General features: G+C 68.3%; 22 protein-coding genes. 9 read left to right on the top strand and 13 right to left on the bottom strand.

The genetic code is table 11. The features are described 5' to 3' along the window. Window positions 1-74 precede the first annotated feature (74 nt). On the bottom strand, window positions 75-863 hold the full coding sequence (locus tag KV110_RS05755; RefSeq protein WP_218474077.1) for a hypothetical protein: 789 nt from the start codon (window positions 861-863) through the stop codon (window positions 75-77). Window positions 864-1,236: 373 nt separating this feature from the next. Here KV110_RS05755 and KV110_RS05750 point away from each other — a divergent pair, with 373 nt between their 5' ends. After that, the gene (locus tag KV110_RS05750; protein WP_218474076.1) at window positions 1,237-2,358 is read left to right on the top strand and encodes a serine/threonine-protein kinase; all 1,122 of its coding nucleotides are present in this window, start codon (window positions 1,237-1,239) and stop codon (window positions 2,356-2,358) included. Window positions 2,359-2,372: 14 nt separating this feature from the next. Here KV110_RS05750 and KV110_RS05745 read toward each other — a convergent pair whose 3' ends face one another. Further along, window positions 2,373-3,008 carry a response regulator gene (locus tag KV110_RS05745; protein ID WP_218478197.1) on the bottom strand — a complete coding sequence of 212 codons (636 nt, stop codon included), beginning with the start codon at window positions 3,006-3,008 and terminating at the stop codon, window positions 2,373-2,375. 145 nt (window positions 3,009-3,153) lie between these two features. Then, entirely contained in the window at window positions 3,154-4,416 is a 1,263-nt protein-coding gene (locus KV110_RS05740) for an ATP-binding protein (RefSeq protein ID WP_246634689.1), read from the bottom strand. Between the two features lie 279 nt (window positions 4,417-4,695). Between KV110_RS05740 and KV110_RS05735 the strand changes: the two genes are divergently transcribed. Both KV110_RS05735 and KV110_RS05730 read left to right on the top strand, forming a co-directional pair. After that, entirely contained in the window at window positions 4,696-6,369 is a 1,674-nt protein-coding gene (locus KV110_RS05735; RefSeq protein ID WP_393537169.1) for a PspC domain-containing protein, read from the top strand. Then, on the top strand, window positions 6,362-6,574 hold the full coding sequence (locus tag KV110_RS05730; protein WP_218474074.1) for a hypothetical protein: 213 nt from the start codon (window positions 6,362-6,364) through the stop codon (window positions 6,572-6,574). The genes KV110_RS05735 and KV110_RS05730 overlap by 8 nt, the downstream gene beginning before the upstream one ends. A 62-nt stretch (window positions 6,575-6,636) precedes the next feature. Here the strand turns inward: KV110_RS05730 and guaA are convergent, their stop codons facing one another. Continuing rightward, entirely contained in the window at window positions 6,637-8,211 is a 1,575-nt protein-coding gene (gene guaA, locus KV110_RS05725) for a glutamine-hydrolyzing GMP synthase (protein WP_378737361.1), read from the bottom strand. Window positions 8,212-8,340: 129 nt separating this feature from the next. On the opposite strand from guaA, the gene KV110_RS05720 reads away from it, so the two are divergent. Beyond that, window positions 8,341-9,141, top strand: a complete 801-nt coding sequence (locus KV110_RS05720) for an alpha/beta fold hydrolase (RefSeq protein WP_218474071.1) — start codon at window positions 8,341-8,343, stop codon at window positions 9,139-9,141. Between the two features lie 3 nt (window positions 9,142-9,144). Here the strand turns inward: KV110_RS05720 and KV110_RS05715 are convergent, their stop codons facing one another. Both KV110_RS05715 and guaB read right to left on the bottom strand, forming a co-directional pair. Then, a complete protein-coding gene (locus KV110_RS05715) occupies window positions 9,145-10,299 on the bottom strand; it encodes a GuaB3 family IMP dehydrogenase-related protein (protein WP_218474069.1) in 1,155 nt (384 codons plus the stop codon). Between the two features lie 295 nt (window positions 10,300-10,594). Continuing rightward, entirely contained in the window at window positions 10,595-12,139 is a 1,545-nt protein-coding gene (gene guaB, locus KV110_RS05710; RefSeq protein ID WP_218474067.1) for an IMP dehydrogenase, read from the bottom strand. 226 nt (window positions 12,140-12,365) lie between these two features. On the opposite strand from guaB, the gene KV110_RS05705 reads away from it, so the two are divergent. Further along, window positions 12,366-12,779: a DUF5319 domain-containing protein gene (locus KV110_RS05705; protein WP_022567296.1), complete on the top strand. Its 414-nt coding sequence runs from the start codon at window positions 12,366-12,368 to the stop codon at window positions 12,777-12,779. Between the two features lie 193 nt (window positions 12,780-12,972). On the opposite strand, the gene KV110_RS05700 is transcribed toward KV110_RS05705, so the two are convergent. From KV110_RS05700 to KV110_RS05690, 3 genes are all read right to left on the bottom strand, one after another. After that, entirely contained in the window at window positions 12,973-14,043 is a 1,071-nt protein-coding gene (locus tag KV110_RS05700; RefSeq protein ID WP_218474065.1) for an anti-sigma-D factor RsdA, read from the bottom strand. Further along, window positions 14,036-14,614, bottom strand: a complete 579-nt coding sequence (locus KV110_RS05695) for a sigma-70 family RNA polymerase sigma factor (RefSeq protein WP_218474064.1) — start codon at window positions 14,612-14,614, stop codon at window positions 14,036-14,038. The genes KV110_RS05700 and KV110_RS05695 overlap by 8 nt, the downstream gene beginning before the upstream one ends. Window positions 14,615-14,805: 191 nt before the next feature. Continuing rightward, window positions 14,806-15,681, bottom strand: a complete 876-nt coding sequence (locus KV110_RS05690) for a hypothetical protein (RefSeq protein WP_218474062.1) — start codon at window positions 15,679-15,681, stop codon at window positions 14,806-14,808. 628 nt (window positions 15,682-16,309) lie between these two features. Between KV110_RS05690 and KV110_RS05685 the strand changes: the two genes are divergently transcribed. The 3 genes from KV110_RS05685 to KV110_RS05675 all read left to right on the top strand — a co-directional run bounded on the left by KV110_RS05685 (window position 16,310) and on the right by KV110_RS05675 (window position 17,794). Then, on the top strand, window positions 16,310-16,603 hold the full coding sequence (locus KV110_RS05685) for a WhiB family transcriptional regulator (protein ID WP_014981828.1): 294 nt from the start codon (window positions 16,310-16,312) through the stop codon (window positions 16,601-16,603). Window positions 16,604-16,965: 362 nt separating this feature from the next. After that, a complete protein-coding gene (locus KV110_RS05680; protein WP_218474060.1) occupies window positions 16,966-17,541 on the top strand; it encodes a sigma-70 family RNA polymerase sigma factor in 576 nt (191 codons plus the stop codon). 1 nt (window position 17,542) lies between these two features. Continuing rightward, the gene (locus tag KV110_RS05675) at window positions 17,543-17,794 is read left to right on the top strand and encodes an RskA family anti-sigma factor (protein ID WP_218474058.1); all 252 of its coding nucleotides are present in this window, start codon (window positions 17,543-17,545) and stop codon (window positions 17,792-17,794) included. 64 nt (window positions 17,795-17,858) lie between these two features. Here the strand turns inward: KV110_RS05675 and groL are convergent, their stop codons facing one another. Then, window positions 17,859-19,469: a chaperonin GroEL gene (gene groL / locus KV110_RS05670; protein ID WP_218474056.1), complete on the bottom strand. Its 1,611-nt coding sequence runs from the start codon at window positions 19,467-19,469 to the stop codon at window positions 17,859-17,861. A 175-nt stretch (window positions 19,470-19,644) separates the two neighbouring features. Continuing rightward, on the bottom strand, window positions 19,645-19,944 hold the full coding sequence (gene groES / locus KV110_RS05665) for a co-chaperone GroES (RefSeq protein WP_014981824.1): 300 nt from the start codon (window positions 19,942-19,944) through the stop codon (window positions 19,645-19,647). 755 nt (window positions 19,945-20,699) lie between these two features. On the opposite strand from groES, the gene KV110_RS05660 reads away from it, so the two are divergent. After that, window positions 20,700-22,259, top strand: a complete 1,560-nt coding sequence (locus tag KV110_RS05660) for a DUF7159 family protein (RefSeq protein ID WP_218474054.1) — start codon at window positions 20,700-20,702, stop codon at window positions 22,257-22,259. A 463-nt stretch (window positions 22,260-22,722) separates the two neighbouring features. Here KV110_RS05660 and tsaD read toward each other — a convergent pair whose 3' ends face one another. After that, complete coding sequence (gene tsaD / locus KV110_RS05655; protein WP_218474052.1) at window positions 22,723-23,766, bottom strand: tRNA (adenosine(37)-N6)-threonylcarbamoyltransferase complex transferase subunit TsaD; 1,044 nt, start codon at window positions 23,764-23,766, stop codon at window positions 22,723-22,725. Then, on the bottom strand, window positions 23,763-24,257 hold the full coding sequence (rimI, locus tag KV110_RS05650; RefSeq protein ID WP_218474050.1) for a ribosomal protein S18-alanine N-acetyltransferase: 495 nt from the start codon (window positions 24,255-24,257) through the stop codon (window positions 23,763-23,765). The genes tsaD and rimI overlap by 4 nt, the downstream gene beginning before the upstream one ends. Window positions 24,258-24,260: the final 3 nt, after the last annotated feature.

Genomic DNA, 24,260 nt, shown 5'->3' with positions numbered 1-24,260 from the left:
GCCAATCCGGACACCACAACGCCAGAACCCGTGCCGCCCCTTTCCCTTTGCCGGGGAGAATCACGGTGCTCCGGTCACGATGCCGCCTCCCTGGCATCGGCCGGTGCGGCGGCGCGGGTAACCGCTTCGCGCCGTACCCATTCGACGCGGCCGGAGTCCGAACGCAGGTCGAGGCGGCCGCGGCGGGGTTGGCCCGCCTTGCCCCGTACTTCGACCTCGAGGCCGAGCGAGCGCAGGCGGCCGCGGCCGTGCCCGAGGCCCGCGTAACCGGCGATGCGGGCATCGAGCTGCAGGGCGGCGCCGGGCCAGCGGCCGTCGGTGACCACGAGAGTGGCGCCCTTGTTGCGGGCGCGGGCGGCGATCACCCTGGTGCGAGCGGGTGCGACGGCGGCGCCGCCGAGGCCGAGCACGACCAGGTCGAGCCCGTCGAGCAATACCGCGGCCACCTCCACCGGATCCGGACCTGGATCGGCGATCACGGCCAGCCGCTCCAGCTGGGCACCCATCTCCACCGCGGCGAGCAGGCCGAGCCGGGGCACGCCGACCACTGCGGCATGCCCGCCGTCCCCGGTCACCGCGGCGAGCAGCCCGGCGAGCAGCGACCGCGCCCCCGTGTAGGCCACGACGGACCCCTTGGGCAGGCCACCGCCCGGCAACAGCTCCGCGAGCGCGGGCGGCACCACAAGCGACTCCCGGCTCAGTTCGGTGTCGCGCGGCATCCGCTCGGCCGCCGCCGCGCCGCGACCGGGTATCGCCGCCATCTTTCTGCGCAGCTCAGCCAGGGTCGGCGGACTCTCCCGCGCTACCTCGAGCGACGTTGCATGCGGTTGTGCCCCCTCCTGCGATTTCGCATCCGAACCCATCTCTACCACCTACTTCCCACGATGGACCGGAGAGCAGCACCGATTCAGCTATCGATTCATATCGAATATACGTTCGATACAAGCTCAGTAGAAACCGACCCCCGAGTTCCGTCAAGAGCCCATTCAGATGGCCGCCATTTCGCGAGCGAATCGTGATGCGGCGCGGATCACGGCCGCGGCGGTGGCGCTCCCACGCACCCGCGCCTGGCATTCGAATGCGGCACCCTGAGCCGGACCGCCCGGCCGGGGACGGGCTCCCCACTGCGGAATGACATCTCGCGGCACCCCTTCGGCCCGTTCGCGTCAGCGAAACCCCGTACGCCGCCCCCGCGAATCAGGCCAGCTAACCCCATTTTCCGCTACCCTCGCACCCGTGACCGAACGCGCTCGTCCCATTGTCGGCCCGGACTATCTTGTTGCCGGCCGCTACCGTCTGCAGTCGAAGGCGGGTGGCGGTGGCATGGGCGCGGTGTGGCTCGCGCACGACCGGCTGCTCGACCGGGATGTCGCCATCAAGCAGGTCATCTCGACGGTCGGACTCGACGAAGAAGAGGCCAACGAGATCCGCAACCAGATCATCCACGAGGGCCGGGTCGCGGCCAAGCTCTCGCACGAGCACGCGATCGCCGTGTACGACGTGGTGCTGGAGGCGGGCGAGCCCTGGCTGGTGATGGAGCACTTACCTTCCCGCAGCGTGGCCAAGGCACTCGCGCTGGTCGACAGCCTGCCCCCGATCGAGGTGGCGCAGATCGGCGCGCAGGTCGCCGACGCGCTGGCCACCGCGCACGCGGCGGGCATCGTGCACCGCGATATCAAACCGGGCAATATCCTTGTCGCCGACCGTGGTCCGATCGTCGGCATGGCCAAGCTCAGCGACTTCGGCATCTCACGCGGGGCGGGTGAGCACTCCGACGAGCCCGACGGCGTGATCACCGGCACCCCGGCCTACCTGCCGCCGGAGGTGGCGCGCGGCGCGCAGCCGACCAAGGCCAGCGATGTGTTCTCCCTCGGCGCGACGCTGTACACGGCGATCGAGGGGCAACCGCCGTTCGGTCTCGACGAGGACAGCGATGTGCTGGTGCATCGCGCGGCGATGGCGCAGATCATTCCGCCGACGCGCAGCGGGATGCTCACCGAGGCGCTGCTGCACATGATGGAACCCGCACCGCAGCGGCGGCCGACGATGGCCGAGGCCAGGGACGAAATCCTCACCGCGGCTTTCGGTCCCGGCACCGGACCCTACATTCTGGGTGCGCCGGTGCGCACCGAGGACGGCACGATTCCGGCGTGGGCGGCGCGTAATTCGGCGTCGGGGCTGCGCAGTCCGCACTCGACCCCGCTGCCTCGACCGCACCGCGCCCCGGCGGGCGCCGCGGCGGCCCCAGCCCCGCAGCGGACCAAGCCACCGCAGGCGAGCAACGCGCCGCTGGCGATCGCCGTCGGCCTGCTGATCGGCCTGATCATCATCATCGCGATCATCATCGCGGTGATGTAAGCCCGGCAGCGCGATCAGTCGATGCGGCGGCGGTGGGCCCAGCGGGTCAGCGCGTTGCGGTTGGACTGCTGGGTTTTGCGCAGCACGTTGGACGCGTGGGTTTCCACGGTTTTCACCGAGATGAACAGGGTTTCGGCGATTTCGCGGTAGGTGTAGCCGCGGGCGAGCAGCCGCAGCACCTCGAGTTCGCGCGGGGTCAGCGAATCCAGTTCCGGGTCCAGCGGCGGCTCCGGCACCTGCGACTTGCCGGTGAACGAATCGAGCACGAACCCGGCGAGGCGCGGACTGAACACCGCGTCGCCTGCCGACACCCGGCGGATGCCGTCGGCCAGTTCGGAGCCCGAAATCGTCTTGGTCACATAGCCTCTGGCACCCGCCCGGATCACCGCGATCACATCCTCGGCGGCATCGGACACGCTCAACGCCAGGCACACCGGCCCGTCCTCGATGCCCGCGAGCACCGCGACACCGCCACCGTCGGGCATGTGCACATCGAGCAGCACCACATCGGGACGCGTTGCCTTGATGCCCGCGATCGCCTCGGCCACCCCGCCGGCTTCGCCGACGACTTCCATGTCGGTCTCGCGACTCAACTCCGCCCGCACACCGGACCGGAACACTGCGTGATCATCAACGAGAAAGACCCGCACAGCCACCTGTTTTCTCCTCACCTGGCGGTGGATCGATCCACCCTGACCCGCGGGCGACCCACCGGGCTACCCGCACCCACATCGGTACCACATGCGGGCACGAGTCGACCGAACTCACTGAAAAACACCGGTCACGAAACCTGGGTCACTGCCCGGGATGCACCGGCTGACGCACCTGCTCCGGGTTGGCGGCTGCCGCGGTCACCGTATCCGGCTCCTCATCCTCTGGACCACCGGAGTCCGTGCGCGGCATGGTGATTCGCACCTCGGTGCCGCGGCCGGGATTGGACAGGATCTCCACCTGGCCGCCGCGGCGTTCGATCCGGCCACGAATGGATTTCGCCAGGCCCTGCCGGTCCTGCGGCACGGCGGCGGTGTCGAAACCGGCGCCGCGGTCGCGGATAAAGATGCTCACCTGGTGCGGTTCGGTCTCGGCGAACAGGTCGATCTCCGGGACTCCCGCGTGTTTGGCGGCGTTGACCAACGCCTCCCTGCTGGCGCCGAGCAGCGCGGTGAAATGCTCCTTCGGCAGGCCGGATCCGGTATCTCCGATGTCCATCGACACGTCGCCGACGGTCACCGGGGTCACCTTCACACCGTGCTGGTCTTCCACCTCGCCCGCGATGGTGCGCAGCGCGGCGGCCAGACTCGATTGCGCGGGACCGGAATCCTCGAACAACCACTTGCGCAGTTCCCGCTCCTGGCTGCGGGCCAGCCGCACCACCTCCTGCGGGTCGTCGGCCTGGCGCTGGATAAGGGCCAGCGTCTGCAGCACCGAATCGTGCAGGTGCGAGGCGATCTCCTCACGTTCCTCGTTGCGGATGCGAGCGGACCGCTCGGCGTTCAGCGCCCGCATCATGCGCAGCCACAGCGGCACTGTCAGCAACCCCGCCCCGACCAGCGTGACGGCCACCGCGATCAGCGCGGACCCGAGCGAGCTCAGATCGATCCTGGCCAGCACCACCACGCCGAGCCCGGCCACGATCAGCGTGCCGCCGGCGACGATGCGCGCCCACGTCACCACCGAGGGGCGGGCGGGCAGGCCGAGCAGCGACCGAGGGCCATCGGCGTCGTACTCCCGCCACACCAGCGCCGCACCGATGGCCACCACGACGATGGGCCCGATCACACTCGCCGCGGTCCCGCTGAACAGCCAGGACACGCCGACGGCCAGGCCGAGCCCGAGCAAGGCGAGCCCGGTCGCCTGGCGCCGTTCGGATCCGGACGGCTTCACGACATCGGAGCCACCCGGCGTGAAGATCCACAACAATCCATAGGCGACGATGCCCGCCCCGGCCGCGGACAGCAGCACGAACGCCATCCGCACCTTGAACACGTCGACCCCGAGGTGATCGGCGATACCGCCCGCCACCCCGCCGACGATCCGCCCGCCCGAGCGCCGCGCCATCCGCGCATACGGCGGCCGCCCGGGGTCGAACACCGGCGCCGGGCCGAAACCACGCGTGGTGTCGAATCCCCGCGTGGCATCCAACCCCCGAGTGTCGAACGAGGGCGCAGACGGGTACATGTATTCGATAGTGGCACGACCCGGCGACAGCTAGCTATCCGGAATCACCCTGATCTTGCGCTGTTCGGTCGGCGGCCGCCTCGGACCGGGCGGGTCCAAAAGGATCAGGAAAATCTTCAGGGTTCTCCCCGATGCGCGGATGTGCTGGTCAGGCACAGTATGGGAACCATGACGAAAACGAGCTTCGGGGATCAGCTCCAGCAGATGTGGCGCACGCGTCCGGTGCGGTTGCCTCGGCAGGGGCCGATCGCGGGCGTGGCGGCCGGGTTCGCGCAGCGGTACAACGTCGATCCGGTGCTGGTTCGGGTGGCGTTCGTGGTGGCCGCCATCTTCGGCGGGTCCGGCGTCGTGCTCTACCTGCTGGCGTGGCTGCTGTTCAGTGCCTCCGGTGACCAGGCTTCGGCGGCCGAGTCACTGGTCGGCAAGGGACACAGTTCGCAGTCGCAGACCAAGACGATCGTGTTGATCGTCGCGCTCGCCATCGCGGTGAGCACGATGGGTCCGGTCGGGGCCGGTCTCGGCGGCTCGGGTCTGATCAGCATGGCTTTGATGCTGGCTGGCTGGTGGATGCTGCACCTGCGCAATCCGGAGCCACCGCCGGGCAGCACCAGTGAGTTCAGCGGGTTCATCGCGGACGGCGGGATCATGGCGACCGGCTACCCCGGCGCGGTCTTCCCGCAGGGTGCGCAGCGGCCCGCAGGCGATATCTATGTGCCACCGACCAGCGTGTACACGCCGTACACGAAGCTGCCGGACGCCTATGTCCCGCAGCCACCGGTCGCGCCGAGCGACGCCGAAGTCGTACCGCCACAACAGGATTCCGGTTCGACGGCCGCCGACGCGGACACCGTCCTGTTGCCCAAGGGGGATACCGCAGACCAGAGCCCGGCTGACCGGGATAACCCGGTACGGCCCGAAAACGGTGACGCCCCAGACGAATACAGCGCGGCCCACACCGTCTTGCTCGACAAGGGCGCCACCGAGGTGCTCGACACGCGCGCCACCGGACCGCAGAGCCCAGCGCGACTCGACAGCCGCGCCACGTCCGGCCCAGCCGACACCGTGTCGCTCAGCAAGGACACCGGACGGGGCAACACCCCGCAATCTCCTTCCGGCACCGGCCCGTCCGCCGCACTGGCGCACCCCGCCACCTTCAACCGTCCGACCCCACCGTCCTGGGATCCGCTCGGCGTAGCTCCGCTCGCCTGGGACCTGCCCGAACCGACCCCGGTCCGCACCGTCGTCGCGCCCACGCCGAAGCGCAGGCGCTCCCGGCTGACCCCGGTGGTCATCGGTCTGGCCATCCTCGCCGCCGCGGGTGCGGGCGCGATGGCGGGCTCGGGTGTCGAGTGGATGACGCCAGGCCGGATCGCGGCGGTCGCGCTGGCGGTGATCGGCCTCGGCCTGGTGCTCGGCGCATTCCTGCGCCGCGGTTACGGCCTCCTGGTACTGACCGCTCCGCTGGCCGGTTTCGTCCTGCTCGCCTCGGCGATCGGTCCGATCGACTTCGACCGCGGCGCGATGGGCGAGCACGCCTGGACTCCGACCTCGGTCGATCAGTTGGACGCGCAATACACGGTGAACATGGGCGCGGGCACACTCGACCTGCGGCAGTTGAACCTTACCGACAGCCGCACCGTCGATATCGACGTCCGGATGGGCGACGTCCAGGTGTGGTTGCCCGCGGACATGACGGTGACCACCCATTGCACTGCGACCATGGGTGAGGCCAAGTGTGTCGAAGGGCTCAGCGGACCGAACAGACCCAATGGACCCGTATTGGATTTGAACGTCGATGTCCGAGCCGGCAGCGCGGAGGTGCACCGTGGCTGACAAATCCGAACAGACCGAGTCCCGTCGCGGCCCCTCCGCCTCGCTGCTCATCGTCGGCCTGCTGGCACTCGGCGTGAGTGTGTGGGCCTTCATCGGCCCCGAGTCGTGGCCGACGACCAGCGCGCTCCCGATCGGCTGGATCGTGGTGCTCGCCGCCATCATCATCGGCATCGTGCTGGTGGTCTCCCCGCGCAAACACCGCTGATCGACCGAACAAGAATGGCCCGTCCGCGCGGACGGGCCATTCTTGTTCGCTCTGTCAGGGATTCACTCCCACTCGATGGTGCCCGGCGGCTTGCTCGTCACATCGAGGACGACCCGGTTGACCTCCGCCACCTCGTTGGTGATCCGAGTGGAGATCCGCTCGAGCACCTCGTAGGGCAGCCGGGTCCAGTCGGCGGTCATCGCGTCCTCACTGGAGACCGGGCGCAACACGATCGGGTGGCCGTAGGTGCGGCCGTCGCCCTGCACGCCGACGCTGCGCACGTCCGCCAGCAGCACCACCGGGCACTGCCAGATCTGCCGATCCAGCCCGGCCGCGGTGAGCTCCTCGCGCGCGATGGCGTCGGCCTGACGCAGCGTGGCCAGCCGATCCTCGGTGACCTCGCCGACGATCCGGATGGCAAGGCCGGGCCCGGGGAACGGCTGGCGGGCGACGAGTTCCTCGGGCAGCCCGAGCTCGCGGCCGACGGCCCGCACCTCGTCCTTGAACAGCAGGCGCAGCGGCTCGACCAGTTCGAATTCCAGGTCGTCCGGCAGGCCGCCGACGTTGTGATGGCTCTTGATGTTCGCGGTGCCGCTGCCGCCGCCGGATTCGACGACGTCCGGGTAGAGCGTGCCCTGCACCAGGAATTCCACCTTCGGCGCCGCGCCGCCACCCTGCTCGATCACGACCTCGGAGACCGCGTCCTCGAAGGACCGGATGAATTCGCGTCCGATGGTCTTGCGCTTCTCCTCGGGGTCGGTGACGCCCTTCAGCTCGCCGAGGAACTTCTCGACCGCGTCGACGGTCACCAGCTTGGCACCGGTCGCGGCGACGAAGTCCTGCTGTACCTGCTCGCGCTCTCCGGCCCGCAACAGGCCGTGGTCGACGAACACGCAGGTCAGCCGATCCCCGATGGCCCGCTGCACCAGCGCGGCGGCGACCGCGGAGTCGACGCCACCGGACAGCCCGCAGATCGCGTGCCCGTCGCCGATCTGCTCACGCACCGAGGTGATCAGCGACTCGGCGATATTGGCCGGGGTCCAGGTGGCACGGATGCCCGCGATCTCGTGCAGGAAGCGGCTGAGCACCTGCTGTCCGTGCGGCGAGTGCAGCACCTCGGGGTGGTACTGCACGCCGGCCAGGCGGCGCGCCCGGTCCTCGAACGCGGCGACCGGCGCACCCGCGGTGGTGCCGGTGACTTCGAAGCCCTCCGGCGCGTCGGTGACCGCGTCGCCATGGCTCATCCACACCGGCTGGATGGTGGGCAGCCCGCCGTGCAGCACGCCGCCATCGATGTTCAATTCGGTGCGGCCGTATTCGCGGGTGCCGGTGTGCGAGACCGTGCCGCCCAGCGCCTGCGCCATCGCCTGGAAGCCGTAGCAGATGCCGAAGACAGGTATGCCGAGATCGAACAGCCGCGCGTCCAATTGCGGTGCGCCGTCGGCATACACGCTGGACGGGCCGCCGGACAGGATCACAGCGAGCGGCTGCTTCTCGGCGATCTCCTCGACCGTGGTGGTGTGCGGAATCACCTCGGAGAAAACACTCGATTCACGGACCCGCCGGGCGATCAGCTGGGCGTACTGTGCGCCGAAGTCGACGACGAGGACCGGTCTCTGTGTTTCTGCCACCCGCACAGTTTAGTGAGCGGACTTTGCGAGCGAACCATCGGCACAGCAGCACCGAGGAGCCCAGCTCCAGCAAGCAAAGAGGCGAGCCAGCAAATCGCCCCACTCGGCCACGCACCGCTGGTTATCCTCGTGCTCGTGCCATTCGCCCGCGCGATCGACGCCGACATCCACTACGAGGACAGCGGCGGGAGCGGCCCGGTGGTGCTGCTAGCACACGAATTCTTCATGGACCGGACGATGTTCGCGGCTCAGATGGCCGCGCTGGCACCGGAATTCCGGATCGTCTCGTGGGACGCGCGCGGGCATGGACGCACCCGAGACGAGGGTCTGCCGTTCACCTATTGGACCGCGGCCCGCGATGCGCTGACCGTGCTGGACCACCTCGGCGCCGAGCGGGCCGTGGTCGGCGGCACCGCGCAAGGCGGCTTCACCGCGCTGCGCACGGCGCTCATCGCGCCGGAACGGGTGTCGGCGTTGATCCTGATCAGCACCGAAGCCAATGGCCCGACACCCGAGCAATCCGACGCCACCCAGCAGTTCCTGGAGAAGTGGTACGACGACGGCTCCCGCCAGCAGGCAGCAAACCAGTTGGCGTCCTGGCTGATCGGCGACGACAACTGGCACCGCACGATCTGGACCACCCGCTGGCTGCTGCGCGACTGCCGCACCATCGAGGTCGCGGCGGGGTGTCTGCTCAGCCGGGACTCGGTGCTGGAGCGGTTGTCCGAAATCACCTGTCCCGCCTTGGTGATTCACGCCACCGACAGCGGCATCCCGCCGGACCGGGCCAAGCAGCTGACGCAGGGACTCACCGCCTCGACCTACGTCGAAATCGCCGGTGCCCGGCTCGCGGTCACCATGACGCACCCGGAGCCGGTGAACACCGCGATCCGGCAGTTCCTGCGCGAGCGGGTCATTCCCTCCCACGCGCGGTGAAACTCACGCGCGGACGCTGAGCCCGACCTTCTGGAACTCCTTGAGATCGGAGTAGCCCGCCTTCGCCATCGAACGGCGCAGGCCGCCAACCAGATTCAGCGAGCCGAACGGGTCGTCCGAGGGACCGAACAGCACCTGCTCCAGGCTCGGGCGCACCGAGTCACCGGTGCCCTCCTCCAGCTCCCATTCGACACCGAGCAGCGAACCGCGCGGCACCGAGGGGTGCGCGGCGGCCGACGGCCAGTACCAGCCTCGGCCGGGCGCCTCGGCGGCCAGCGCCAGCGGCACACCGAGCATCGCGGCATCGGCACCACAGGCGATGGCCTTGGCGAGTTGACCCGAGGTCTCGATATCGCCGTCCGCGATGACGTGCACGTAGCGACCGCCGGTCTCGTCCAGGTAATCGCGGCGCGCCGCGGCGGCGTCGGCGATGGCGGTGGCCATCGGCACCCCGATGCCGAGCACCTCGCGGGTGGTGGTCGCGCCGGGGAAGGAGCCGTAGCCGACGATGACACCGGCCGCGCCGGTACGCATCAGGTGCAGCGCGGTCCGGTGATCGCTGACCCCGCCCGCGACCACGGGCACGTCGAGCTCGGCGATGAAGGTCTTGAGGTTCAACGGCTCACCGTCGCCGACATGCTCGGCGGAAATGATGGTGCCGTGCACGACGAGCAGGTCGATACCGGCCTGCACCAGCGCGGGCGTCAGCGCGCGGGCGTTCTGCGGGCTCACCCGCACCGCGACGGTCACGCCGGCCGCACGCACCTGCGCGACGGCGGCAGCGAGCAGCTCCGGCTGCATGGGGGCGGCGTGCAGTTCCTGCAGCAGCGAGACGGCCCGCTCGTAGCCGCCCTTGCCGACGAGTTCGAGCAACTGGTCGATCTTCGCGGCCACGTCGGCATGCCTGGCCCACAGGCCTTCACCGTTGATGACACCGAGCCCGCCGAGCCGTCCGAGCTCGATGGCGAACTCCGGCGACACCAGCGCGTCCGTCGGGTGCGTCAGGAACGGGATCTCGAAGCGGTAGGCGTCGAGCTGCCAGGACAGCGACACCTGCTTCGACGAGCGGGTCCGGCGCGAGGGAACGATGTCGACATCGTCCAGCTCATAGGTACGCCGGGCGGTCCGGCCCATGCCGATCTCGACCATGTCGCGCACGCGAATTCTCCTTGTCTAATTTGCAGCGCCTGCGGCGCTGCGTGTTCGCGGCTGTGTCCAATGTGCCGCGCCTTCGGGCACGGCGTGTTCGCGGCCCCGGATGTCTCGCGGCTCAGCGAACGGCGCTCGCGAAACTCGCACCTCCGGCGGCCGCCTTGTGGGCGACCGAGCGAGGCTCAGGCTCGCAGCTTTGTTCAACGCCCGCTCTGCCGACACAGCCTTTCGGTAACAACACAGCCGCAGCAAGCTCAATCATGCACCGACCGACCGGTTCAGTACACGAACATCAAGCGGGCTAGCCGCGACCAGTGTAGTTAGGGGCCTCGACGGTCATCGTGATGTCGTGCGGGTGGCTCTCCTTGAGCCCGGCCGCGGTGATCTGCACGAATTGTGCCTCTTGCAGATGCGCGATGGACTGCGAGCCGGTGTAGCCCATGGCCGCGCGCAGGCCGCCGACGAGCTGGTGGATGACCTGGTTGACCGGTCCGCGGAACGGCACCCTGCCCTCGATGCCCTCGGGCACCAGCTTGTCCTCGGCCAGCACGTCGTCCTGGAAGTAGCGGTCCTTCGAGAAGGACTTGGCCTGCCCACGTCCCTGCATCGCGCCGAGCGATCCCATGCCGCGGTAGCTCTTGAACTGCTTGCCGCCCACCAGGATCAGCTCACCCGGCGATTCGGCGGTGCCTGCGAGCAGCGAGCCGAGCATCACGGTGGACGCGCCCGCGGCGATCGCCTTGGCGATATCGCCGGAGAACTGGATGCCACCGTCGGCGATCACCGGGACACCGGCGGGCTTGCACGCGGCAACGGCCTCGAGGATGGCGGTGATCTGCGGCGCGCCGACACCGGCGACCACGCGGGTGGTGCAGATGGAGCCGGGACCGACGCCGACCTTCACCGCGTCCGCACCCGCCTCGACCAGCGCGGCGGCACCGGCCCGGGTGGCCACATTGCCGCCGACGATCTGGATCCGGTCGCCGACCTCGGCCTTGATCTTGGTGACCATCTGCAGCACCTGCGCCTGATGACCGTGCGCGGTGTCCACGATGAGCACGTCCACCCCCGCGTCGGACAACGTCATGGCCCGTGACCAGGCGTCGTCGCCGACGCCGACGGCGGCGCCGACCAGCAGGCGGCCGTCGCGGTCCTTGGTGGCGTTCGGGTACTGATCGGTCTTGACGAAGTCCTTGACGGTGATCAGACCGCGGAGCCTGCCGTTGCCGTCGACGATCGGCAGCTTCTCGATCTTGTGCCTGCGCAGCAGGCCGAGCGCGGCTTCCGCGGTCACGCCTTCCTGAGCGGTGATCAGCGGCGCCTTGGTCATCACCTCTTCGACCCTGCGGTTCTGGTCGACCTCGAAGCGCATGTCGCGGTTGGTGATGATGCCCACAAGGGAACCGGTCTCGTCTACCACCGGCAAGCCGGAGATGCGGAAGCGGGCGCACATGGCGTCGACCTCGGCGAGGGTGTCCGACGGTCGACAGGTCACCGGATCGGTCACCATGCCCGCCTCGGACCGCTTCACGGTCTCCACCTGGGCGGCCTGGTCGGCGCCGGACAGGTTGCGGTGCAGCACGCCCATGCCGCCGGCCCTGGCCATGGAGATGGCCATCCTGGCCTCGGTCACCGTGTCCATCGCCGAACTGACCAGCGGGGTCCGCAGGCGGATCTCCCTGGTCAACTGGCTCGAGGTTTCCACCGAACTGGGGATGAGATCCGAGGCGGCGGGCAGCAACAGCACATCGTCGAATGTGAGGCCGAGCATGGCGATCTTGTTCGGATCGTCACCACCCGTAGGAGGGCGTACAGCGGTGCGTTCGCCCGGTACGGGATTACTCATTCGGATCGACCCCTCCTGGACGTCGACAGCGACCGGCGCCGGGGTCACCGGCGTCGCACGCAGCTGATGGGATGGACTGGTGGCTCCGGGAATCGTGTCGGGTACTCGCCCGGGGCCTGACACCATGGTATCTGTCCCGCTAACTCACCGGCGAAGTGAGCCCACCGGCGAAACTTGCGGCCTACATAGCTGGCGCAGACCACCCTGTTCTGCGTACCGTGGGGATGTGCGTGACCATCTACCACCTGGCTTGCCGCCGGATCCGTTCGCCGGAGATCCCTCCGACCCGTCCGCCGCGCTCGACGCCATCGAGCCCGGTGAGCCGCTGGATCCCCATGAGCGCCTTGCGGTCGAGGAAGATCTCGCCGATCTCGCGGTCTACGAGGCACTACTAGCGCACCGCGGTATCCGCGGACTCGTGGTCAGCTGCGAAGACTGTCGGCAGGACCACTACCACGACTGGGACATGTTGCGCGCCAACCTGCTTCAACTGTTGGTGGACGGCACCGTGCGCCCGCACGAGCCCGCCTATGATCCGACGCCGGAAGCGTACGTCACCTGGGATTACTGCCGGGGATACGCGGACGCCTCGATGAACGAGGCCTTCCACGGCGACGGATTCGACGGATTCGACAACTGAGGCTCGTCCCGAACCGCTGACGCGGCCCCCTCAGGCGGTCGCGTGTCGTGTTGTGACCTTCGACGCACCCGCGGATTTCCGACGCACCCGCGCAGCGCGTTGGTGACACCCCTACAGACAGAAAACCGACCGCCGGTTGGCAATCGGTTCATGTCTGGTGTGCGGTTTTCTTGTCGGTTGCTGGTACCGCTGGCTAGCTGGTGTTCCCCGCGGCGCCGGACCCGGTGGGTACGACGAACGTGGTGCCCGGATTGCCTTGTGTCGGTACCCGGCTCGGGGTCGCCGCGCCGCCGTTGTCACCGGTCGGCTCGACCACCGTTGGCTTGGACACGGTGGTCGGCGCCGGGGGTTCGGTGGTCGGCTCGGCCGTCGGCGGCGGTGTGGTCACCGGCGGTTGGGTCGGCCGGTCGTTCGGCGTGGTCGGATCGACGGGGTCGGTCGGCCGATCGGACGGCTCACCGGGCTTGGTCTGCTCCACCGGCGGCTTGGTGGTGTCACCGATGACCGGCGGAATCGGCTTCGGCGTCGCGCTGGTGCTGCCCGACGGATCGGACGGCTTCGAGGTGCCCTGATCCAGCTGATCGGCCAAGTCGCCGTGGCCCATGGCGCGCAGTCGATCGACGAGCCGCTTCCACTCCACCATCAGCTTGTCGTGCTTCTCCGGGCTGTCGACCTGCGCGGCGTTCACCTTCGCCTGCTCGAGGCGCTCCTTGGCCAGCACCGGATTCTGGGCGATCAGCTTCCCCGCTTCGTCCAGATCGGTATTGGCACGTTGCACCACGGTGGTCTGCGCCTGCTCGCTGAACACGACCTCTTTGACCCGCCAGAGCGGATCGCCGGGCTCGGAGTTGTACGAGAATGCCGTCATACCGCCGAAGACCAGGGCGAGTGCCGCCGCGGTCCCGGCGATCGGGCGAACCAGCCTTAGTCGGTTGCTGCTATGCGCTCCGATCCGCGCCTGGCGGGCGCCGATCTCCTGGTTGACCGCGGCGACGATCGCGTCCAGATCCGGCGCCGCGGTCATCGGCGGCGCGATGAGTTCGGCCCGCCAGTCCGCGAGCATGGTCGCGAGCTGATATTCCTCCGCGCTGTCGGTCCGTACCGGGCCATCGCTTGCGATGGCGTCGATCAACGCATCGTCGCGGCGTACCGCGGCGATATCGACCGGGCCGGTGTCTCCGGACGCGTCGGCGTAGGGACCGCTGTTTCGCGATCCAAGCCGCGCTTTCCAGTCACCCCGACCGCGCTCGCCATCCCTAGCCATACATTTCACCTGCCCTCGCCACTTGAGACTTGAGTTTCGCGAGTGCCCTGTGCTGGGCCACCCGTATCGCCCCCGCCGTACTGCCCACGGCGACTGCGGTTTCTTCGGCTGACAAACCCATGACCAATCGCAGGATCAAGATCTCTCGATGTTTTTCGGGGAGTGTCGCGAGCAGACGGTTCATCTGCCTGCTCGTCTCCGATTCGAGAGCTCGTTGTTCCGGACCATGGTCGGTGGATATGACATCTGGTACTTCGGCCATTGCCTCCGCCTTGTTACGGGCGGCATTGCGATGAGCGTCGGCGACCTTGTGCGAAGCGATTCCGTAAACGAAGGCCATGAAGGGCCTGCCCTGGTCTTGATACCTGGGCAAGGCGGTCATCACGGCCAAACAGACCTCCTGCGCAACGTCATCCGCGGAGAGCTGCCCACGCTCCGCGGCTCCGATCCGCGCGCGGCAATAACGCACCACTAGCGGGCGGATCATCTCCAGTACCTGAGCTAAAGCGGATCTGTCGCCCTGCGCAGCCGCAGTGACGGCGAGGTCCAACTCTTCGCCCGTATTCGTCATCGTCAGAGAGATTCCTGGCGTTACAAGTGGCACGGTCGGTGATGACCAGTGCTTCCGCCGAAGTGGCGGAACGGATCTAACAATAGCGATACAGCGAGCGGAACAAGCCAACACGGTCGTCCTGGGAACGACAGGCCCCGTCCAACCTGATGTAGCCCGACTTAACGCCGAGCGGCGGCGAGGCAGTCCACTCAGACCGCCGTCATCGGCCGGAACCGCCCGCCACGTCGGACGATAGCCGCGGCGCAGGCGTCCGCCTCCGCCGCCGCACCCTCGACGGCCAGGCCCGCGCGCAGCATCGCGGTCGCCCACCGCAACGGCAGCAGGCCGTGTTCGCGGCACTGTTCGGCGACCTGCTCGGCCATTGCGCGGGACCGGTCGTGCTCGCCCGCCGCCGCGGCCGCCGCGGCGACCAACAGTCGGGACTTGACCAGATGCCGCACCGAAGGGCCGCGCTCGGCAAGCTCGAGCGCCGCCGCCGCGTAGGTCTCGGCGGGCCCGAGTACGCCTGCGGCGAGGGCGGTTTCGGCGCAGACCCACTGCCTGCGGATGGCAGGCCGCCAGCCGATCTCGGCGTCCGGCACCACGGCCTCGCAACGGCGCAGCAGCCGCCGGGCCAGCGCGGGCTGTCCGACGCCGAGCGCGTCGGCGGCCAGGCCGGTCAGTGCGTCACAGATGGCGTCGCTGCGCGCGAAGGGGTAGCCGGGGTGCCCGGAAGCGGGGCCGACCGCACCGTCTCCCATCGACCTCGTCGTGATGAGGGCGGCGGCACGCCCATCCAAGGCCGACGCGCGGGCGTGCCAGCCGAGTTGGCGTAGCAGTGAACCTTCGGTGCTGGCGGCCAGTGCGAGCAGCACCGGATCGGTGCTGCGGACGCGGACAATGCGCAATTCGGCGCGGGCCGCAGCAAAACGACCCTGGCCGCCGAGAATCACCGCCCGATACCAGGAACCCAGCGCATCGGGGGCGGTCGGCAACTGGGCAGCGGCGTAACCCGGGCGCGCGCCGAACGCGCTCTCGGCGAGTATCTCGAGTCGGGGATCTTCGGTCGGAGCAGGCGCGAACACGGCCGAACTCTATCTCGGACCCCAGCGAGGAGATGGCCGGGAGAAAGACCAGACCCGACCAACTGGCAACCGCACAGCATTTCTGCTGACTATGCGATGTTTCCATCAGGTAAATCTCGTCCCGGCAATCCCCGAGCGCTCGCGATCGGAATTCACACGCGTTTCGCGCAATTTACCTCAGCGCCCTGTTTGCGCCATCTGTGATCTGCTCGCCCCACATGCCACTGTGCGTCGCTGTGACCACCCACACCGGTAGCCCGGCAGGCTCTGATCGGAACCTTCGCCCCAAAATGGCCTGCTACCAGCGGAAATACGTCCCGATCCGGCGCAGGGGCGAGCCATCGGCCTCTGGTCAACCGATCAGTATCGCCGGAACCAATGCGAAAAGTAAACAGCTCAGAGGTTAAATTTCGCAGCCTAAGATTTGGGAAACTGCTGCGCCGAACTATTGACGGAATTTCGCGGCTGGACCTAACGTAGCTCATCGCCACGGTCGGCGCCGCGCGAAATTGCAGCGACCGCAACGGGCGAGCACAGGGGCACCCGCCGACACAGCGCCGTGGCCTACCACACTTCGCAGAACAACTGCTCGACAACGCTGACGAGCTCGCACCACGAGGAGTTCACCATGCCCATGCCGACCCACCTCCCCGGACCGAACGCCGACGTCTGGGATTGGCAGATGCGAGGGTCCTGCCGCGGGCAGGACTCCGCCGTGTTCTTCCATCCCGACGGCGAACGTGGCCGAGCCCGTACCGCGCGAGAGATGCGCGCCAAAGAGATCTGCCGGGCCTGCCCGGTACTGATGCAGTGCCGCAGCCACGCCCTCAAAGTCAGCGAGCCTTACGGCATCTGGGGCGGCATGTCCGAGACCGAACGCGAGATGCACGCCCGCCGCAATAGGCGCCGAATGGCCGTTTAATTGAAATTCTTCCCATCCATGGGGCCCGGCGCGCCGAATCCCTAGCAAACAACCGGCAGGCGATACGCGGTCACCACCGCCCCGTCTGCGGCGGTGACCACCCGTCGCCGCACATCCTGTGGAGCCCTGCGTATTGCGTTGACTATCGGCGTGTCACGGCGTGTCTTTGGTAGAGACACCCGGCGTGTCGAAAGTTTTCCGCAAAGTCGCTGGGCCACAGGCGCTTTGCCGACACCCCAGCCGAAGGGAGGTCATAGCGGCACGCTACGGTAGTGACCGATGACACAGAATGGAGCGTTGTGACAACGCGGCAGCCGGCCGCAGAGGGCGACTCGTTCCGAAGAGAAGCCTTCCCACCCGGTGTGGATTCTGCGGTTACGGCCCGCGCCGCCGAAAGCATCGAACTCGCCGCCCTGCTACATCGGTGCGGCGAGGCCGACCAGGAAGCCTTTGCCGAGCTATACGACCGGACGTCCGCGCGCGTCTTCGGTCTGGTGCTGCGCGTCCTACACGACCCCGGATACGCGGAGGAGACGACGCAGGAGGTCTACCTGCAGATCTGGCGCACCGCAGCCACTTTCGACGCCGACAAGGGGTCGGCCGTGACGTGGCTGATGACGCTCGCCCACCGCCGGGCCGTCGATCGGGTTCGCGCCGAGCAGGCACACACCCAACGCGAAGTCGCCTACGGAATAAGGGTTCTCGGTAACGAATTCGATGAAGTAACCGAAGAGGTAGAGCGAAGGCTCGAACAACAGGCCGTCCTCGAAGGGCTCGCGACCTTGACCGATACCCAGCGAGAGGCCATCTCGCTCGCCTACTACGGCGGGCGAACCTACGCGGAGGTCGCGCACTACCTCGGCGTAGGGTTACCGACCGTTAAGTCCCGAATTCGGGACGGATTGACACGACTCAAAAGAAGTTTGGGGGTGACGTGAGATGAACGAACGCCAGGTCGATCTCGCGCACACCGTCGCGCTCGGATCGATCGACGACGTAGACCACCATGAGGTGCAGGAACTGCTCGACACCGAAGACCCCGCGCTACGTGCGGAGTTCATGAGGGAGATAAGGCAGACGAGGGAGGCGCTCGCCGCGCTCGCCACCGTGACGGCGACCGAGCCGCCCGCGAGCCTGCGCACCCAACTGCTCGCCGCCATCGCCGCTGAGCAACCCCCCGTAGCTTCCTGAGCTAGGAAAAACGAAGGCCCCCGGACTCGACGTCCGAGGGCCTTCTCTGGTTTCCGAGCCCAGCTCAGTGGCTGTGACCGTGGTGGCTGTGGTCGGGCGCCTCTTCGGCGGGCTTCTCCACAATCGCACTCTCGGTGGTGAGGATCATCCGCGCCACCGACGCCGCGTTCACGACGGCCGAGCGGGTCACCTTCACCGGGTCGACGACACCGTCGGTCAGCAGGTCACCGTAGGTGAGGGTGGCGGCGTTGAAGCCTTCCTTGCCCTCGGCGACCTTGCTGACCACCACGGAGCCGTCCACGCCCGCGTTGGTGGCGATCCAGAACAGCGGCGCCGACAGTGCGGTCCGCACCACGTCGACGCCGACCGCCTCGTCGCCGGACAGCGAGTCGCGCAGCTCGATCAGCTTGGCGGACGCCTGCACCAGCGCGGAGCCACCGCCGGGCACGATGCCCTCCTCGACGGCGGCCTTCGCCGCGCTCACCGCGTCCTCGACCCGGTACTTGCGCTCCTTGAGCGCGGTCTCGGTGGCCGCGCCGACCTTGATCACCGCGACGCCACCGGCCAGCTTCGCCAGCCGCTCCTCGAGCTTCTCGCGATCCCAGTCGGAGTCGGTGGCCTCGATCTCGCGCCGCAGCTGCGCGCCACGGGCCGCGATGTCCTCGGCGGTGCCTGCACCGTCGATGATCGTGGTGTCGTCCTTGCTGACGACCACCCGACGCGCCTTGCCCAGCGCGTCCAGGCCCGCCTCGCGCAGCGTGATGCCCAGGTCCGGGTTGATCACGGTGCCCGCGGTGACCACGGCCAGGTCGTCCAGGAACGCCTTGCGACGGTCACCGAAGAACGGCGCCTTCACCGCGACGGCCTTGATCGTCTTGCGGATCGAGTTGACCACCAGCGTGGACAGCGCCTCGCCCTCGACGTCCTCGGCGATGATCAGCACCGGCTTGCCGGATTCGGCGATCTTCTCCAGCAGCGGCAGGAAGTCCGGCAGCGAGCTGATCTTCTCGCGGTGCAGCAGGATGTACGCATCCTCCAGCACGGCCTGCTGGCTGTCGGTGTCGGTGACGAAGTAGGGCGAGAGGTAGCCCTTGTCGAACTGCACGCCCTCGGTGACCACGAGCTCGGTCTGCAGCGTCGAGGATTCCTCGACGGTGACGACGCCGTCCTTGCCGACGGTGGTCAGCGCCTTGCCGACCATCTCGCCGATCTCCTCGTCGCGCGAGGAGACGGTGGCGACCTGGGCGATCGCCTTCTCGCCGGACACCGGGGTGGCCGCGGCGAGCAGCGCCTCGGAGACCGCGTCGGCGGCCTTGGCGATGCCGAGGCCGAGTGAGATCGGATTCGCGCCGGCGGCAACGTTCTTCAGGCCAGCGCGGACCATTGCCTGGGCCAGCACGGTCGCGGTGGTCGTGCCGTCACCCGCGACGTCGTTGGTCTTGGTGGCGACGCTCTTGACCAGCTGCGCGCCGAGGTTCTCGAAGGGATCTTCCAGGTCGATATCGCGCGCGATGGTGACACCGTCGTTGGTCACGGTCGGGCCGCCGAAGGCCTTCGCGAGCACGACGTGGCGGCCGCGCGGGCCGAGGGTGACCTTGACGGCGTCGGCGAGCTTGTCGACTCCGCGTTCCAGAGCCCGACGAGCCTTCTCGTCGAACTCGATCTGCTTTGCCATAAGTCCTATTCCTTGGATTCCAGGCTGGAAACGACATTGCCCCGGTCCCCGCTCAGGGGAACCGGGGCAGTGTCGTTACGACTCGATCCCGGCTATCGCCGGGGAGCGCGGCCACGTGAGTGCGAAACCCACGTTGTGCTCCCGGCTTTCGCCGGGACGACCGCGCGGAGCGCGGTCACTTGGTGACGACGGCCAGCACGTCGCGCGCCGACAGGATGAGGTATTCCTCGCCCTGGTACTTGATCTCGGTGCCGCCGTACTTGCTGTAGATGACGGTGTCACCCTCCTTGACGTCGACCGGGATGCGGTCACCCTTGTCGGTGACGCGTCCTTCGCCGACGGCGATGACGGTGCCCTCCTGCGGCTTTTCCTTCGCCGTGTCGGGGATGACCAGGCCGGAGGCCGTCGTCGTCTCGGCCTCGTTGGCCTGGACGAGGATCTTGTCCTCGAGCGGCTTGATGTTCACGCTCGCCACGTTGAGCCCTCCACTTTCAGGGGATGTCGTCCGGAACTGTTGTTCCGGACCATCGGTATTGGTCGCGATGTGACCCTGCGCATAGCCCCGTCGTCGCGGGTGCCGGGACCCCTGCCCAGTAGTCGAACTGCCTGGCACAAGACAGCCGCTCGGCCGGACGAAAGCCCGGCCCGCGCACATCACCAGTGCCGACTAGCACTCTATACATGAGAGTGCCAGCGCTCAAGGCCGGGATGTGCCAATTTCAGATCGCCACGAACGCCAGTGGTGCCCGACACGCCCAACGCACGCCCGGAGGGGTTTTCAAGAGATCGGGAAAACTGTAACGTTCGGATAACGGATTGTGACACTATTGACGACGGTCGCTGTCCGACCGCTGTGTTCGTCACGAACCAGTGCAGTCGGAGACCAGGGGTTGTCACAGAACGTACGTCGTCACAACGCTCGGCATCACCGAAGAACTCAGCGTGATCCGAACACCCGGCGTCATCGAACACCCAGCGTCAGAGCACACACCAGCGTCACAGAACAACGTCTCATCGAGAAGCTGCACCAGAGAGCTAGCCACACGTGATCCATCGCCGGGTCCCCGCGACCATCCGGACAACGGGCCCGACCGGGTTTCGAGGCCGGATCGTGCGTCGACCCAAGGCGATTCGGCAGTCCATTCGAGATGGTCGGCGACACAGAGCGCTTTGCGAGAGCGAAGGCTCGAGGCCGCACATGACCATCCGCTCGAAGGGAGGTGAATGAACATGCGAACATCCCTCGGCATCTCGGCCGGGTCCGAGGTCGTGTGCTCGGCGCTTGTCGCCACCGCGTCGAACGGCGCGCAGAGCTTCGACTACCGCGTCGTATCCGCCGACGCGGCCCACTCCGACCTCGGCGACCTCGTCGCGTCCTCGATCGAGCTGATGACCAACCAGCTACCGACCACGCAGCTGACGCACGACGTGAGCTACCCCGTCGGCGCCCGCTTCGCCGGCGCGCAGCCGCGCAACCTCGAATCGCCCACGAGTCGCCCGCCCACCAGCGTCGCCGTCGCCTACCGCAGCAAGGAACAGGCGCAGGCGATCCGCGCGGCCACCGGCAAACAGCGGGAACTGCGACTGGTCCCGGAAGGCACCGCGGCGCTCACCTACCTGCGGCACACCGGCCTGCTCGACCGCTACGACACCGTCGCCATCGTCGACCTCGGCGCGACCGGACTCAGCGTCACCGTCGCCGACCAGGCCGACGGCACCGTGCTCCGGTCCGAGCGCACCATCGCGATCAGCGGCAACGCCATCGACGACCTCATCTATCACCACCTGGTCGACCTGCACTACGCCCGGCGCGGCACCCGCCCCAACCGCGGCATGCTGACCAACCGCGGCCGCGCGGCCAAGGAACACCTGTCCATCGCGCCCGCCGTCACCATCGACCACGTCGCGGGCCAACCGCTCAAACTGACCAGGGCCGATTTCGAGGAGCTGATCGCCGATCTGCTGCGCGAGACAGCCGTGTTCGCCGCGGCGGTATTCGCCAGGGCGCCGAAATTCCCGGAAGCGGTGACGGTGATCGGCGGCGGCGCCAACATTCCCGCCGTCGTCGACACCCTCGGTGCCCAGCTGGATATTCCGGTGTTCACCGTGGAAGACCCGGACGCTGTGATCGCGAAAGGCGCCGCGCTGGTTGCCGATTCGGTGCAGCCGTCGGTGTTCCCGGTGGCCGCGCTCGGCACCGACGCGCCGGTCGGCACGTTCACCAAGGTGGTCGGCACGCTGGCCGGGGCGATCGTGGTGGTCGGGCTGATCATCGGCTACGGCGTAAAGACATTCGCGCCCACCTCGGACGACGAGGTCTCCCCCGCGGGCACCACGAGCAGTGCGTCGCAAATGCCGCCGCCGCCGACGAACCCCGTGCCGCCGACCGGAGCGGGCACCTCGACCAGCGGACGGAACCAGGAGAGCACCAATCGCCCGCCCGGCGGCAGTCTCCCGTCGATCACCCAGGACCGCGGTCAACCGTCGACCACCCCCGCACCGACACCGGCCACCCCGCCGACCCAGCCCACCCTGCGCCCGGACCCGAACCTCCCGGTGATCCCGTTCCCGGAGCTGCTCGGCCCGCTGTTCGGCAATTCCGTCGGCCCGCAAGCAGGTTCGTCCGGCCAGGACAAGGACAAGCCCGGCACCCAGCCCCCGAAGCCAGGCCAGAAACCCACGCCGACCCAGGCCCCCGCCCAGTCCCACCTCCCGATCCCACCCCGCCACAATTCGGGCGCGTTGCTTCCCGGTGGAACAAATTCCGACCCGACCGGCGAATCCGACTGACCGCCCGGCGAACTTGCTGACGTCCCAACCTCGGCTGAGGTCCCACCGTCGACCGCTCAGCAGCGGCACAGCGCCAACGAACGCGTAGCAGCAGCCCGCGCCCGTGCGGAGCGCACCCTCTGTGGCAGCCGTACAAGAGGTGCGCTGTGGCGCACACGACCAGACTCCGTTCATGCCGAGGCCGAACGCAGATCCTGTGAGTCCCGTTCGCCGCCAACGGCATACGCCGAACCGGACATGATGGAGCGCCTACTCGCGCCATGTAGCAGCCGTGCCAGCTGACATGGGCATACGTAGCGCACACCCTCTGTGACGACTGCGCACCCGATGTACTGCATGTGCAGCCCGGAGAACGGGTACGCCGACGGCATATGGGGCGATGGCGGATGCGAGCTAGCTCAGGGTTGGGGGCGGGTGTGCACGGTCCGGAGTCGGGTCCGAACTCGACCGGGTGCCTGGGTGTTCAGCTGACTCGGCTGATCGAGACGGGCAGGCCAGGGTCGGTGGCGACCGTCAGCGGGGAAGGTTTCGCGCCGCCTGCGATGACGTGGGCGCCGAGGGCGGCGATCATTACGCCGTTGTCGGTGCACAGCCGGGGCTTGGGTACCCGGAGGGTCAAACCGGCTGCGGCGCAGCGCTCTTCGGCCATCGATCGGATTCGGGAGTTGGCGGTGGCACCGCCGCCGAGCACCAGGGTGTCCACGCCGACGTCCTGAGCCGCACGCACCGCCTTCATGGTGAGCACGTCGGCGACCGCCTCCTGGAAGGACGCCGCGATGTCGGGGATAGGCAGGTCCTCGGCGGTCAGGCCGCTGCGCTGCGCGGACTCGACATAGCGGGCGACGGCCGTCTTGAGACCGGAGAAGGAGAAGTCGTAGCGCGCGTCCCGCGGCCCGGTCATGCCGCGCGGGAACGCGATCGCGCGCGAATCCCCCTTGGCCGCGGCGGCATCCAGCGCGGGGCCGCCGGGAAACCCGAGCCCGAGCAGCCGCGCCACCTTGTCGAAAGCCTCGCCCGCCGCATCGTCGACGGTGCTGCCCAACTCGACGATCGGCTCCGCCAGATCGGTGACGTGCAACAGATGGGTGTGCCCACCGGAAACGAGCAGCGCGACGCACGGCGGCATCGGGCCGTGCTCCAGGGTGTCCACCGCCACGTGCCCGCCGAGATGATTCAGCGCGTAGAACGGCACATCCCACGCCGCCGCATAGGCTTTCGCGGCCGCGACACCGACCAGCAGCGCACCGGCCAGACCGGGGCCGATGGTTACCGACAGAGCATCCGGCTTGGCGATGCCCGCCGCCGCGAGCGCGCGGCGCATGGCGGGCACGATCGCCTCCAGGTGCGCGCGCGACGCGATTTCGGGTACCACGCCACCGAACCGCGCGTGCTGGTCGACGCTGGAGGCAACCTCGTCGGCGAGCAGTTCGCAGCTGCCGTCGGCGTGCCTGCGCACGATGCCGACTCCGGTTTCGTCGCAGGAACTTTCGATGCCCATGATGATCACGAGAGGACCTCGTCCGGGAGAGGCAGCGCGCTCAGCGCGGGCCTGCGCATGGTGTAGGCGTCCGCGCCGCTGGGATGGTAGTAGTTCTTGCGCAACCCGATGATGTGGAAGCCGTGCTTGGCGTACAGCGCGATCGCGGGCGTGTTGTCGGTGCGCACCTCGAGAAACACCGGTCCACCCCGTTTGCCCGCCTCGTCGAGCAGCGCCTCCAGCAACAGCGTGCCGATGCCCGCGCGCAGGCAGGTGGGGTCGACACCGATGGTGTGCACCTCGGCCTCGGGGTGTTCGTCATCACCCAGCAGCGCGACACCGGCGTAGCCGACCATTCGCCCGTCGTCGGCGCGGGCGGTGATGTAGCGATTGTGCGGCGCGGCGAGCTCCGACTGGAACGCCACGGCGTGCCATGGATCATCCTCGGGAAACAGCAGTTGCTCGAGCTCGACGCAGCGCTCGATGTCGGCCGTGACCATCGGCTCGATTCGGATACTCACCGG

Origin of the sequence: Nocardia iowensis (assembly GCF_019222765.1) — a bacterium.
GTDB lineage: Bacteria > Actinomycetota > Actinomycetes > Mycobacteriales > Mycobacteriaceae > Nocardia > Nocardia iowensis.
This window is presented reverse-complemented; position numbering and strand designations above follow the sequence as displayed.

Coding starts and splice junctions, on each gene's coding strand:
- KV110_RS05755 (WP_218474077.1), bottom strand. CDS start 863: ATGGGTTCGGATGCGAAATCGCAGGAGGGGGCACAACCGCATGCAACG.
- KV110_RS05740 (WP_246634689.1), bottom strand. CDS start 4,416: ATGGCGCGGCGCTCGGGCGGGCGGATCGTCGGCGGGGTGGCGGGCGGT.
- KV110_RS05735 (WP_393537169.1), top strand. CDS start 4,696: ATGGGAACCATGACGAAAACGAGCTTCGGGGATCAGCTCCAGCAGATG.
- guaB (WP_218474067.1), bottom strand. CDS start 12,139: ATGAGTAATCCCGTACCGGGCGAACGCACCGCTGTACGCCCTCCTACG.
- KV110_RS05700 (WP_218474065.1), bottom strand. CDS start 14,043: ATGGCTAGGGATGGCGAGCGCGGTCGGGGTGACTGGAAAGCGCGGCTT.
- KV110_RS05695 (WP_218474064.1), bottom strand. CDS start 14,614: ATGACGAATACGGGCGAAGAGTTGGACCTCGCCGTCACTGCGGCTGCG.
- KV110_RS05685 (WP_014981828.1), top strand. CDS start 16,310: ATGCCCATGCCGACCCACCTCCCCGGACCGAACGCCGACGTCTGGGAT.
- KV110_RS05675 (WP_218474058.1), top strand. CDS start 17,543: ATGAACGAACGCCAGGTCGATCTCGCGCACACCGTCGCGCTCGGATCG.
- groL (WP_218474056.1), bottom strand. CDS start 19,469: ATGGCAAAGCAGATCGAGTTCGACGAGAAGGCTCGTCGGGCTCTGGAA.
- KV110_RS05660 (WP_218474054.1), top strand. CDS start 20,700: ATGCGAACATCCCTCGGCATCTCGGCCGGGTCCGAGGTCGTGTGCTCG.